Here is a 13171-nt window from a genome sequence, read left to right on the forward strand (position 1 = left end):
AATATACTGGGCGATTAGAAATCGCGGCTACACAAACTAAGTCCGCCTGCGCGGACTCAGGAATTTGAAACCCACGGAGGTGGGTAAAGTCTCGTATAGCCGTGAATTCCATTCCCCAGGGTGAGTCTTTGAACTCCATTAATGAGCCTTTGAACTCCATTAATGAGCCTTTGAGCTTCATTAATGAGCCTTTGAACTCCTTTAATGAGCCTTTGAGCTTCATTAATGAGCCTTTGAACTCCTTTAATGAGTCTTTGAACTCCTTTAATGAGTCTTTGAACTCCATTAATGAGCCTTTGAGCTTCATTAATGAGCCTTTGAACTCCTTTAATGAGTCTTTGATACTCGTGAACGTGGTATATGTCGCCAATTAATTTAAGATTAACGCGATCGCATTTCCCTTATCTTCATCGCATCTCCTCTCTGGGCAAGCCAACAAAAATCATTAAGATTAACGCGATCGCATTTCCCCTTATTCACCCATTGAAACTTGACTGCGGTCAAACAACCACCCATCGCCGACAATCTCCTCTAGACGTTGATTGAGTCGGCGGAGGAAATATTCTGGATCGTTGAGTCGTTGCTGGGTAAACCAAGCATCAAACGCTTCCTGTGTCTCAATTCCTTGGACACCCGCCGTCCCTGCTATCATCTTGAAACTACGCTTTTGAAATTCCTGTAACTGGGGATTACCTTCATCAGCTGGACGGTGGCAAAAGAAGATTGCCGTTGCTCCTAGTACAGCTTTTAATTCATCACCTTGAGGTACTCTATTATATAAAACACGGATTAACTGAATGGTATCTGCTAAGGGAGCTTGAATCCTCAGTGTCAGCCAGATTGCTTGAGCCAGGTAAACCAAACCGTTGCTTTGATCTGTTAAACCTAAATCACTGAGAACTGTTACTAAATCACCATAGGCACGAACATGTGCAAGTGCCAAAGCAGCTTCTAGATTTAGCTCTAACTCTCTAGCTTTATCTCCAGTTTCACCAGCAACATAAGCCATGTTGCTCAGGGTAGTGGCTTTGCCTTTGGCATCGCCAATATGCTCACAGATTTCCAAGGATTGCTCCCAGAGTGCGATTGCTCTAGCGATGTCCCCTTGTTGAGCGATTACCCTTGCCATGTTGTTGAGGGTAACGGCTTTACCTTTGACATCGCCAATCCCTTCTTTGATTTCCAAAGATTGCTCCCAGAGTGCGATTGCTTTAGTGATGTCCCCTTGTTGAGTGATTACCCCTGCCATGTTGTTGAGGATAGTGGCTTTGCCTTTGACATCGCTAATCTGCTCACAGATTTCCAAGGATTGCTCCCAGAGTGCGATTGCTCTAGCGATTTCACCTTGTTGGGCGATTACCCCTGCCATATTGTTGAGGATAGTGCTTTTGCTACTTACATCGCCAATCTGGTCAGATATTTCCAGGGCTTGTTCAAACCAGTCAAGTGCTCTTTGTATATATCCTTGTTGAGCAATTACCCCCGCCATGTCGCCAAGACTTGCCCCTTTGCCTTTAAGATTGCCAATACTTTCTTTAAGTTCCAAAGATTGCTGCCACAAATCAACTGCTCTTTCTGTATCTCCTTGTTGGTAGGTTAGCCATGCTATTTCGTGGAGAGTGGCGGCTTTACCTTTGACATTGCCAATCTGCTCAGATATTTCCAAGGATTGCTGATACATAAAAATAGCTCTTTCTATATTTCCTTGTTGGGCAATTAACTTTGCCATATCGTGGAGAGTGGCGGCTTTACTTTCGATGTAACCAATATGCTCAGATATTTCCAAAGATTTCTGCCACAAGCCAAGCGCTATTTCTGTATCTCCTCGTTGGAAAATTAACCATGCCATCTCATGGAGAATTCTAGCTTTGCTCATCTTGTCGTCTTCAGGACAAAGGTCTAAGGCTTGCTGACAATGAACAACAGCTTCTTTTACTAAACCCACAACCTCTTCTGCATAAGCGATTCTTTCTAAGATCCGGTAGTCTTGAAAGACTGACAGAATTTGCTTACATAAATTTAAAGCTTCCACAAAGCGAGAATTACTCCCCCAAACGGTTGCAATCCTATCTCCAACGCTAACAGCGATTTCTTGCTCTTTTGCTAGCAGCCCCAACCGTACAATTTCCAACCCTTCTGTTTCCGTTGTTTGCTTAGACTCCTCCCACCAGACTTGATGGATTTTCCTCACCGCTTGCTGTCGCGTTGCTTGCCATTCTTCCTCACTCAACACTGGTTCTAACAACGGTTCTAAAATTGTCGTCACCCGATAATTAGCTGGCTGGTTGGGGTGAGTGGTGGCGGACTCGACTAGGCTAAGGCTGGTTAGCTTGCCCAAAACTGCCAATTCGTCGGCGGTAGAAATTGCCCTGACAATATCCTCCGTCACAGGCAGATGAAACACACTCAACCTTGCAAGAAACTTTTGTTCTTCCAATTCCAAAGCATCCAGCAGAGTTTGTGCCAAAATATCTTCACGGAATTTTTGCTCAGTCGCCTCCAGACGATTCAATAATTCATCCGCCGCTAATCCCGGCTGCTGAATCACCTCTAATAGCCACTTCAGCAACCGGGGATTACCATCAGCAATGTGAATAATTCGCTGAGTTCTTAACTGCTGCCTAACTTCTTTATCTAAGGGAAAGCAAATTTTATCAATATCACTGCTGCTCATCTGTTCCAGGCGTTCCAGATGCAGACGATGAGGTGGCAAAGTGTCTTCTTTCAAATAGCGACAGGTGACAATCAGCCGACTTTCTGCCCCATTCTCCGCCAATGCCGCACAAATCGCCCCTAAAATTTCGTAAGCCTCTGCCGTCATCCGCAGCGAACCATCTTCAATATTAGCTGTGGGGAGATTCTGCTCAAAGTCATCCAGCACCAGCAACAAAGGTTGGTTGTGTTCCTTTTCAATCGCTGCAAAAAAGTTTTGCAACCGCCCTTTTAGAGACACCTTTGGTTCGTTCAAAAGTGTAGGCACATCTGCAAACCGCTCAAACTTATTAGAAAGCTTATTCAGCAAACCTATCTCATCCAAAGGGCCAATCAACACGACTCGCGCAAAATTATCACGCTGCGTCTGCACCCGCGTACATAACCGCGCCGCCAGGGTACTTTTCCCCAGTCCCCCCATCCCGGCAATAAACACCCCGATTTGGTCGCTGGTTTCCCGCAATGCCCGGAGACACCGTTGCAAAGGTCGTCTGCGTCCGACAAACTCAAACCGACTGGCAACTTTAACTAGATTATTCTCATCGAGAAATTCTTGCTCTGGCGCTGTAAACTTCAGCTTTTCACGATTTTTTGTTCTCAGAGGTGTCACCAGTTCGGCAATCGGGCGCGTATCCCGATACATTCGCAACAGATGCCAGTCGGTGCATTCTTTGTCAATCATCTCCTGCTGCGCTGCTTTGACTGCTGCTTCAACAGTTGCCCCCGTCGCCAAAGCTTGATAAAGTGCCTGTGCTGCTACAATACCCGTGCGGTCATACACCGGACGCGCCCAGCCTAAAACTATACCTGCCCCCGCCTTCACCAATGCCTGCGCCATCGAGGGTACTGTCCCCTTGTTAGGAACCTGTCCCGTATGACAGCCAGAGAGAAAAGTTACACGCGGCCAGCGTCCCCGAAAGGCTTTAGCTAAGTCATTGACGGTAGTCAGTTGTATATTTCCCACCTCATCTTCAGTGATGAAGCAGGGGGTATTGTCTGCTAGGGTTACACCTTTTGCCAGCAAAGAGCCGTAGCCTTGTTGGGTATAAATTATCCCGTGTCCCGTGAGGTGAAAGACATCAAAATAGTCTTCGGGGTAGGATTTCACCAAATTGGCTAACTCTGCAACCGAGCCACTTTCCTCAACAATCAACGCCAAAGGCTGATCTTTAGTTGCTTGCAAAATGTTCGCTTCTTCCTGCTCAAACCCTAGTGGCGGAACTCTCGGATCTTCAGGAGAAGTTGCCATAAACAGCAAGCGCAAGGGGCGATTTTGCACGCCAATGATTTGGGTTTGACGCTGCTGCACAGAACGCACTGGTAAAACGGAGATATTTTGACGTTGCAGTAAAAACCCAATGCCATCATGCAGCAATTCCCAAGGCAGATGTGCCAATCCCAACGCCACCCGTTCTGTTTCTGGGTTCAACCCCTGCGCTTCGCTGGTTTTAATCAAATCTAGAAGAATCGTTTGCTCATCCGCCTCATCCAGCGCTCTTCTCAACCATCCTTCTTTACCATCCAGCCATTGATAAAGTTGCCGTCCCAACTGGGTGAGATAGGGTAGGCGATCTTGTTGTTGAGCATAGTAATTTTGCTCACACAAATCAATGAGTGCTGCCAACTCCGTTTTATCCAGGCGACGTGAGCCATAATCACAGCGCAATTCAAAAGTTTGCTGTTGACTGAGGGCGAAGGTGAAGTTTAGGGGCATGGCTGACAGCAGTAGTTTCCACAGTAACCTTCACCGTATTATCACCTTTTTACCGAAATTATCGCCGATATTCATCGCCGCAATCGCCGATAAGCTGGTACAAATCGCGTGATTGGCGAGATACTGCATTGATGCGATCGCGATCGTCTTCATCTAAACTAAAACTAAATACTTTGGCGTTATCTTCTATATGTTCAGATACACCAAGTTTGGCACCAACTATCACACCTCCTACAGTTGGTCGATCTAAAATGTAACGCACTGCCACGTTTGAAATGCTGACTCCATGCTTATTAGCAATTTCCTTCAGGATAGCCAGCAACTCTTGAAATAATTGCCAACCACCCCAAGCATCGATCATATTTTTATATTTTTTCAAACTAGCAGTGGACAAATCAATTCCTCGTGGTTCCGGCTTACCCAAATAGTTTTCTGATAACAAACCGCCGCACAGTGTACCGTAAGTAAAAAGCTTTATGTCATGCTGTTGACAAAACTCCACCATATTAACTTCAGGACGGCGGTCAATAAGTGAAAATTGCACTTGGTTAGAAACAATTTTGATACCTGCTTCAGTAATAATCTTTAAGTTTTCCGTGTCAAAATTAGTTAAACCTAGATGCTTAATTTTACCCTCAGCCTGAAGTTCTGACATATATTTGAGGGCATCCAGGTAATTTTTATCCTGATATTCCCACCAGTGAAATTGCATCAAATCTAACGATTGCACATTCATTCTTCTCAAGGAAATATCAATATTTTCCTCGACGAGTTTTTTTGTCATTTTGCCTGGACGAGGTACCCATTTCGTAAAGGCTTGTACCTGAGATAAAGCATCTTTGCCACGAGTATCAATTAGTTGGCAACGAAACTCACCAATAAAGTCTTCCGCAGGGCCATAATGATCTGCTAAATCCCAAGTAGTAAAGCCAGCATCTAAATATTTGAACATAGTCTCAATAGCGGCTTGGGGATTGATCTGTCCGTGTCCGCCGGATACTTGCCACATCCCATTTAATATGCGACAGATGTTTAAATCGGGAGTAAATTGGAGACGACTAGCTGCGGGTAAGTTCATTTTCAATTTATGAGTGAAAAGTTAGGAATGGGAAGACTTAACAATTACTAATAGATAAATCATAACTGATAATTCCTAATTCCTAACTCCTAACTTTTTAATGCCAGTCTTTTTCAGCTTGTTCGAGAACGTAAGCAGCAACGTCTTGAATTTGCTGTTCAGTGAGACGCTCTTTGTAGGCTGACATATTATTTTTACCATTGGTAACTATAGATGTAACTGCCTCTATTGAATCCATACCATACTTTTTTAGGGCTGGCTTTTTGAGATTTTTACCTCGCCTGATGATGTTGCTGCCATTGATATGACAACCAGCACAATGAACACTAAATATTTGTTCGCCGTTAACTGTGTCTGCTGCACTAACAGGCAAAGTAAAAGTACTGATTAATAACAAAAACGTTACTAATACTAATGTTAGTAGTTTCTTCAATTAACTTCTCCAGATTTGGACATACTAATTGTAGGCATAAGTATCAGAACCAATACTAGAGTGATTCAAAGTCAGTTGTAAATCCAGCAAAATTTGCACAATCTTCTTGAAAAGCTTCTGCATCACTAACATCCTCAATTTTATAAGACATGATGCGCGTCCCATCTGGCATTTTTTTAGAACCAATCAATTCACCTTGATATTTCGCTGCGATCGCTTTAAAATCAACACCATAGATTTTCCAGGCATCACCCGAACAAGTAATATTTACTTGCCACATATTTTACTCCCAATTACTACCACTAAATATTCATCATCTCATAAATGGGCAACATCTTACACATCACCTCTTTGGGATTGGAATTTTCTATCTAAAGGAAGTGCCTAGCTTAATCAGGCTACGCCATAATGTTGATGTAAGAACATCTCTAGAAAATTTTATCCAAATTAGTTAAATCCTAAGAGTTGAAAATGCCTAACAATATCAAGCAACAAATTCAAACCGACTTGCAACAAGCGAAAGAAACTGGACAATTAAGAACTGAGAGGATTCGAGAAATAGTAAAATCCGCAGTTTCTCAAGTAGCTTCTGAGTTTAAACAAGGTTCTAGTGAAGTTCGTGGCATTGTGAAAGATGCAGTTTCTGCTGTAATTGAAAACTTCCAAGAAAAAGGTGGCGAACTCAAAGATGAAGTGACAGCTTCTATTGAAGGAGCGCTGGAAGGCATTAATAGCAAAAGACACGAAAGCATTGCTCAAACTCAAACAGATATAAAAAGGTTACAAGCTCAACTGGATGGTGAAGAAGAACAACTCCAACAAGAGGTTGATGTAATTTTGGCAGAGATTGAAGAGACGGGTAAGGAAAAACCTGCGAGTACCAAAACTGCGATTGATTCTGCTGTCAATGCGATTAAAGATAGTGAAGAAGTCGGATTGTTAAAGAAGCGTTACGCGCAACTGCAAGCACAGCTAGCCATTGTCCGAGCTAATATGGCTGCACGCTACGGCGGACGTAATATGGAGGTTCAAGATTATCTAGACGAGGCTAAACACTGGTACGATAAGGCTCGTCCTCAAGCAGAGTCTATGGCTGTACAGGTAGAACAGAAGCGATCGCAGTTAGAAGATAAACTGGGTGAAGCTGGTACATCTCTAGCAAGAAAAGAGCGTCAAATCAAACAAACCTTAAGAGAGTTACTTTTAACGGCGGCTGACTTATTCAAAGATAAGGAACCTGCTAATAAAGAGCGGGAGACTATTCATAAATAAGCTGCTTTAGCGTTTAATTGACTGAGAAGACTGAGAAAAAGAGAAAAGCCCTCACCCTAAATCCCTCTCCCAAGCTTGGGAGAGGGATTTAGGGTGAGGGCTATACCATTGCACTGTAATTATTAAAAATAGTAAATGGATAATTGTCGTACAACAATTACCCATTTATCAAATTCCTATTGCGTATTAGTAGATATTTCCTTCTCTATTGAGTTGTTCATCATGCTTGGCAATAACCCAAATTGCATGAATACTACCTGGTAGCCAACCTAGAACTGTGAGCAAGATGTTAATAAATAGAGTTGGGCCAACTCCAACAGTCAGGAAAACGCCTAAAGGAGGCACTAACAAACCTAGAATAAAACGAACTAATTTCATGATTTTGCCGTATTTTTGTGAGTTTATTTAATTGCATTCTGCTGAGGATACCGAATTAGGAAATATCCACCTTCAGATATTTTATTTGGAGTAGAGATGTGAGAGAACTGGTATTTCTACTCCTTAGAATACTTATCTAGAAGGTAATTCACCTTGGGTTTTTACATCGCCACTGCTGGTTAACAGGTTTCTTTCAACAAAGTAGTTGTTAATGAAGGTATTAGCAAAAGTTAGAATCACTGGACCAAGAAGGAAACCAATAATTCCGCGAACTGCGAACCCAGGAACTAGGACTGCTGCTAACCAGAAACACAAACCGTTGACGACGAGCGAAAATGCTCCAAATGATAGAAAGTTAAGTGGTAGAGAAAGAGCGGATAAGACTGGTTTAACTGAACCGTTAATTAGACCAATTACTAAAGCAGCAATCATGGCTGCGGGAAAGTTAGCAATATTAACGCCTGGAACAACTAAATCAACAATCAATAGGCTCAAAGCTGTAGCTAGGGCGGTTAATAATGGTGTTAACATTTTTCTTACCTAATCACTAAAGATTTTTTGTAACTTCTTATCTCATCTTCAACTATGTGCTAGGTTTTAACCTCTCTTGCAAGATAGAATTTGGTTCTACCCTTAGGCCGATCATTGAGAAAAATATAGCGGTTCCAATACTACGTAGGTTTTACTTAAAAAGTACTCCGAGTAGGTTGGGGAGCCACTGCGTTGGGCGGGTTCCCCGACTTGTTCGCGCAGCGTCTCCGACAGGAGAAGCACGTGGCGTTTGAGGAACGAAACCCAACATTTTCACGATTTTGTCGGGTTTCACTACCTTTAACTCAACCTACAAATCTTCTTAACCGATTAGTATTGCGATCGCTCAGATTTTCCAGACTCAGGCTGATAATAAAGGGCTGATTTATATAAGACTTGTTCTTGATGGGTTTCTAAAGTGCAATCAGACAAAGGATAAGTTACACAAGTAACAACATAACCAGCCTGTATTTCACTTGGGCGTAGAAATTTTTGCTCACTTTGATCGACTTCACCACTAATAAGTTTAGCAATACACGCAGAACATTCACCTTGTTTACACCCAGATGGTAGGCGGATACCAGCTTCTTCCGCCATATCCAGAATATATTGATTGTCTGGCACTGGAATGGTGCGATCTAATCCAAGTGTAGGATTGATAAATCGAACTTGATAAACTGCCATCTGCTGTTTCTAATTATTGTTTAACTGCTTTCATCGACAAACTAATTCGTTTGAGTTTCTCGTTGATTTCTAACACCTGCACTTTGACTACTTGTCCAACTTTGACAACTTTGTTGGGATCGTCTACAAATCTATCAGCAAGTTGGGATATATGCACCAAGCCATCTTGATGTACGCCGATATCGACAAAAGCACCGAAGTTGGCGACGTTCGTCACAATTCCCTCTAGTTCCATTCCCACCTTTAAGTCTCTGATTTCCTTAATTCCTTCTCTGAAGGTGGCATACTTAAACTCAGCCCGTGGATCTCTACCTGGTTTTTCCAGTTCGCTGAGAATATCGCGCAGTGTGGGTTCGCCGACGCTATCGGTAACGTATTTCTTCAGGTTGGTCTTTTTGAGTTTTTCGGCAATTTCTGTTACCTGATTTAATGGCACATTTAGATCGGATGCGATCGCTTCTACTACAGAATAACTCTCTGGATGCACTGCTGTATTATCCAAAGGGTTATCACCGCCGCGAATCCGCAGAAAACCCGCTGCTTGTTCAAAAGCTTTTGGCCCCAACTTCGGAACTTTCAACAGTTGTCGGCGATTTTTAAAGGCTCCATTCTGGTTGCGATGGGCGACAATATTATTGGCAACTGTTGCCGTAATCCCAGAGACGGATGTCAGAAGTTCTTTGGAGGCGGTGTTTAAGTCTACGCCGACGTAGTTGACGCAGCTTTCTACAGTGTCATCCAATTTCTTTTTCAACAACTTCTGATCGACATCGTGCTGATATTGTCCCACACCAATGGATTTGGGATCGATTTTCACCAGTTCCGCCAAAGGGTCTTGCAAACGGCGGCCGATGCTAATAGCACCGCGCACGGTAATATCTAAATCGGGAAACTCTTCTAGTGCTACAGTACTTGCAGAATATATAGATGCGCCAGACTCATTCACCATCACCTTAACTGGTTTGCGTTCTATTGTTTGCAATACTTGCGTCACAAACTCCTCTGTCTCACGGGACGCTGTACCGTTGCCAATGGCAATTAATTCAATCTTATATTTTTCAATCAAGTTTTTGACAGTTTGTGCAGCTTTCGCGCGTTGTTCAGCCGCTTGATGGGGAAAAACCGCTTGGTATTCCAAAAATTTTCCTGTTTGGTCGAGGACTGCAACTTTACACCCAGTTCTAAATCCAGGGTCTATCGCCAGTGTTGGTTTCATTCCAGCCGGTGCAGACAGCAGCAACTCTCGCAGATTCGTTTCAAATGTCTTGATTGATTCTATGTCTGCATAGATTTTTTTCTCAGAAATTACCTCTCCCATTAGAGAGACTTTCATCAAACGGTTAAATGCATCCTTCAACATCGCCTGATAAAAATCCCGAATTGTGCGAACTTTAGTTTTAATTTCTTTCGACTCCAGATAGTAAAGTACCGTATCCTCATCGAAAGCGATTTCAAAGCTTAAGATTTTTTCCGCTTCACCCCGACACAACGCCAGCATATTATGGGGTGCAATATTTTTTACCCTAATTTGATAGTTCCGGTACATCTCAAATTTGGTTGTACCTTCAGGATAATCATCTTTTATACGAGAGACAAATACCCCTTCTTGTAAAAGATAATCGCGGATATATGCCCGTAATTCAGCTTTTTCAGCTACTTCTTCCGCTAAAATATCAGCCGCACCTTTGAGTGCTTCTTCTGCGGTTTTGACTCCTGTAGTTTCAGAAATATATTTAGCCGCTTCTTCCTCCAGGGATGCAGTTGCAGCATTTTTGATATTTAGTAACTTGATGAACTCGGACAGTGGTTCAAGTCCTTTTTCTCTGGCGATGGTGGCACGGGTACGTCGTTTTGGGCGATAGGGTAGATATAAATCCTCAAGTTCGGTTTTTTGTAAGCAGGATGAGATTTTGGCTTTAAGTTCATCTGTAAGTTTACCTTGCTGTGCGATCGCACTTAAAATCACCGATTTTCGTTCTTCCAGTTCTGTTAAATAAGTATATCGATCGGCCAGTTCGCGTAGTTGCACTTCATTCATCTCGTCGGTGCGCTCTTTGCGGTAACGTGCAATGAAGGGAATCGTTGCACCCTCCGCCAAAAGTTCCAGCGCGTTTTGCACCTGATGGGATTTGAGGTTTATTTCAGTTGCCAGTATTTGAGGAATGTTCAGCATTAGGTGTCTAAAATGAAAATGCTACTTCTAAAGCTAATATGCTAGATCCTTATCCTGGCGCAAGGCCAAAGTTTTAAGCTAATTTACCAGATGATTGCTCGCAAGAGTGCAATTGGCGAAATAGACAAAACCCACCTACGCAAGTTTTATAACCCTTTCAATCCGCGTAAATGAATCAGAATTTGTTTAGCACAGGGCAGCTTGGCTGATTGAGGAGAACGACAAAGCATCACCCACAGGAATTGTCTGTTTCTAAACACTACACAATTTCGCGTAGCGTCTCGTACCCACTTTTAAAGCTTGCTACGCACACCATCGAACACAGAAATAATAGTTGTCAAGCTTTTTGGCGCTTCATCTATCGCAATAATTATTCCAATTGGCATAAAATACAACCTTGCGTAATCTTGATTTTCTATAATATTTATTTCGCTCGACTGTTGTAGCCAAAACCTTATTGGATGTAAGATTAACCACACTTCCAAAAAATTTGTTCTAAAAACACTACAACCTTTAGTTCAGAGGTTAGTAAAATGCCTTTGTTTTTCTTGATACCACTATGTACTGCTTTAGCTACAGGCTACTTGTTCAAAAAGAGTACTGATGAAATAGCATATCTTGCAGGTGTATTCGCAGCGATTAGCTTGATCTTCAGTTTAGTATTAGCACCTTGGCAGATTCAGTTTGGATTATTAATCATTGTCTTCGTCATTACCAACAGACTTTTGCAGGATAATGAGTCTAAACAATAGGAAAACAACCTAGAGAAACCTCTATCCAGCCAAGAAAACTTAGGCTTGTTTTTATTGACACCACTATATACTGTTTTGGCTACTGCCTACTTGTCCAAAAAGAGTATTAATGAAATTGCCTACTTTGCAGCTATTAGCTTGATTTTAAATCTAGTACTAGCATCTTGGCAGATTCAGTTTGGATTGTTAATCATGATTAGCAACAGATTTTTGTAAGGATAATGAGTCCAAACAATAGAAAAACCTCTACCCAGCCAAGGAAAATTGGCGGACTAATAGCTCTGTCTGAGATATATGAATTTAGATGGAGATTATTGTAGATAGAAAACAATTCCAACTCTCGATTGTCATCTAAAATTCTGGCTGTAATTTGGTGTAACGTTGTGCGATCCTACCAGTGCCAGTACTGTTGTTCGAGCTTCAATTTTCCTTTGGTCAAATTTTAGCTTTGCATTTATCTACTCTAATACTAACTCTTTACTTCTACAAGTTTAATACCCAGAAATTACTTCATAAATGTACAAATTTCCTAGAGAAAAATTCATAATGGAGGAGGTATTTGATTTTATGAAGTTTTTGTTTAAGTGTATTTGTCAATAGATAAATTTTTGATGAAGTATAACGATAAATTTGCAACATACCTTTATCGTGGTATTCTAGTAAGTAATTGTATGTAGCAATAAATTTGGAGAAAAAAGCGTATTGAAAATTACCAGGAAAAATCAAGCAAACCTATAAATGGTGTAGAAATATCTCAAATTCAATGCAACCAACGTCAACTTAAAGTTGATTAGCCGAGGCTAGTTTGCATTAGTTGTTTTGTTAAAAAAGCTCCATTTGGACATTCAGCAAAATTCCCCACAAACCTGTAAAGCGTATTACTGTAGATTGATTTATCTCCTTTCTATGATTTACGCCGCCAGTCAGACTTGTATTACTTATTGCGTTACCATACCCAAAAAAAGCACGTATACATACTCAATTTGAGTAAAAACCTTTACTTTTATAAATCGGCTTAATTGCCAGCCGAGATTACAGATATGTCTGTGAGTCGGGAGAAATTTGATGATATGTTCAGTACATTAATCAACTTTCCTGGAGCAAATAGAGAATATTTATCAATCCAGCTAGGTTTTATAGCTTGAGAAGATCGATAGTATCTTTAAAAGATTTCTACAGCAGGATACAACCAATGAAAGTTAATGAATGGGTTAATCAAAAATTCTAGCAATCCATTTTGGTTTAGGTGCATCTGTTGAATATGTGGGTGAAATTAGAGTTCAGCATCAGCGATGTCTACAACTGGCTGCACCTACGCACACTGCAAACTTTGTGTATGTAGAGAGAATTTGTGACAAAGTTCTCAACCTTCTCTATATCTGCATCTACTATTAGATTATCGCGATCGCGCTAAAAATAGTGTTGGAGCAAAACTGGGTAGCAC

At 41.7% G+C, this 13171-nt stretch carries 10 protein-coding genes; 2 read left to right on the forward strand and 8 right to left on the reverse strand.

What is annotated here, in order from left to right; genetic code table 11:
- Positions 1-472: 472 nt before the first annotated feature.
- From V7K44_RS03225 to V7K44_RS03240, 4 genes are all read right to left on the reverse strand, one after another.
- Positions 473-4426 (reverse strand): tetratricopeptide repeat protein, encoded by a 3954-nt coding sequence (locus V7K44_RS03225; RefSeq protein ID WP_334928582.1) that lies wholly within the window; start codon positions 4424-4426, stop codon positions 473-475.
- Between the two features lie 58 nt (positions 4427-4484).
- Positions 4485-5504, reverse strand: coding sequence for an aldo/keto reductase (locus tag V7K44_RS03230; protein ID WP_334928584.1), 1020 nt, complete (start codon positions 5502-5504; stop codon positions 4485-4487).
- Between the two features lie 97 nt (positions 5505-5601).
- Positions 5602-5937, reverse strand: a complete 336-nt coding sequence (gene petJ / locus V7K44_RS03235) for a cytochrome c6 PetJ (protein WP_334928586.1) — start codon at positions 5935-5937, stop codon at positions 5602-5604.
- A 55-nt stretch (positions 5938-5992) separates the two neighbouring features.
- Entirely contained in the window at positions 5993-6217 is a 225-nt protein-coding gene (locus V7K44_RS03240; RefSeq protein WP_334928588.1) for a hypothetical protein, read from the reverse strand.
- A gap of 191 nt (positions 6218-6408) precedes the next feature.
- Between V7K44_RS03240 and V7K44_RS03245 the strand changes: the two genes are divergently transcribed.
- The gene (locus tag V7K44_RS03245) at positions 6409-7209 is read left to right on the forward strand and encodes a histidine kinase (RefSeq protein WP_334928590.1); all 801 of its coding nucleotides are present in this window, start codon (positions 6409-6411) and stop codon (positions 7207-7209) included.
- 186 nt (positions 7210-7395) lie between these two features.
- Here V7K44_RS03245 and V7K44_RS03250 read toward each other — a convergent pair whose 3' ends face one another.
- The 4 genes from V7K44_RS03250 to V7K44_RS03265 all read right to left on the reverse strand — a co-directional run bounded on the left by V7K44_RS03250 (position 7396) and on the right by V7K44_RS03265 (position 10975).
- The gene (locus V7K44_RS03250) at positions 7396-7587 is read right to left on the reverse strand and encodes a YqaE/Pmp3 family membrane protein (RefSeq protein ID WP_292813485.1); all 192 of its coding nucleotides are present in this window, start codon (positions 7585-7587) and stop codon (positions 7396-7398) included.
- 132 nt (positions 7588-7719) lie between these two features.
- Positions 7720-8118, reverse strand: a complete 399-nt coding sequence (locus V7K44_RS03255; RefSeq protein ID WP_334928591.1) for a phage holin family protein — start codon at positions 8116-8118, stop codon at positions 7720-7722.
- A gap of 330 nt (positions 8119-8448) precedes the next feature.
- A complete protein-coding gene (locus V7K44_RS03260; RefSeq protein ID WP_334928593.1) occupies positions 8449-8802 on the reverse strand; it encodes a 2Fe-2S iron-sulfur cluster-binding protein in 354 nt (117 codons plus the stop codon).
- A 13-nt stretch (positions 8803-8815) separates the two neighbouring features.
- Positions 8816-10975 carry a Tex family protein gene (locus V7K44_RS03265; protein WP_334928596.1) on the reverse strand — a complete coding sequence of 720 codons (2160 nt, stop codon included), beginning with the start codon at positions 10973-10975 and terminating at the stop codon, positions 8816-8818.
- 533 nt (positions 10976-11508) lie between these two features.
- Here V7K44_RS03265 and V7K44_RS03270 point away from each other — a divergent pair.
- Complete coding sequence (locus V7K44_RS03270) at positions 11509-11727, forward strand: hypothetical protein (RefSeq protein WP_334928598.1); 219 nt, start codon at positions 11509-11511, stop codon at positions 11725-11727.
- Positions 11728-13171: the final 1444 nt, after the last annotated feature.

The sequence above is a fragment of the Nostoc sp. genome, assembly GCF_036917235.1.
In the GTDB taxonomy this organism is placed as follows: Bacteria; Cyanobacteriota; Cyanobacteriia; order Cyanobacteriales; family Nostocaceae; genus Nostoc.

Coding starts and splice junctions, on each gene's coding strand:
- V7K44_RS03225 (WP_334928582.1), bottom strand. CDS start 4,426: ATGCCCCTAAACTTCACCTTCGCCCTCAGTCAACAGCAAACTTTTGAA.
- V7K44_RS03230 (WP_334928584.1), bottom strand. CDS start 5,504: ATGAACTTACCCGCAGCTAGTCGTCTCCAATTTACTCCCGATTTAAAC.
- V7K44_RS03240 (WP_334928588.1), bottom strand. CDS start 6,217: ATGTGGCAAGTAAATATTACTTGTTCGGGTGATGCCTGGAAAATCTAT.
- V7K44_RS03245 (WP_334928590.1), top strand. CDS start 6,409: ATGCCTAACAATATCAAGCAACAAATTCAAACCGACTTGCAACAAGCG.
- V7K44_RS03250 (WP_292813485.1), bottom strand. CDS start 7,587: ATGAAATTAGTTCGTTTTATTCTAGGTTTGTTAGTGCCTCCTTTAGGC.
- V7K44_RS03255 (WP_334928591.1), bottom strand. CDS start 8,118: ATGTTAACACCATTATTAACCGCCCTAGCTACAGCTTTGAGCCTATTG.
- V7K44_RS03260 (WP_334928593.1), bottom strand. CDS start 8,802: ATGGCAGTTTATCAAGTTCGATTTATCAATCCTACACTTGGATTAGAT.
- V7K44_RS03265 (WP_334928596.1), bottom strand. CDS start 10,975: ATGCTGAACATTCCTCAAATACTGGCAACTGAAATAAACCTCAAATCC.
- V7K44_RS03270 (WP_334928598.1), top strand. CDS start 11,509: ATGCCTTTGTTTTTCTTGATACCACTATGTACTGCTTTAGCTACAGGC.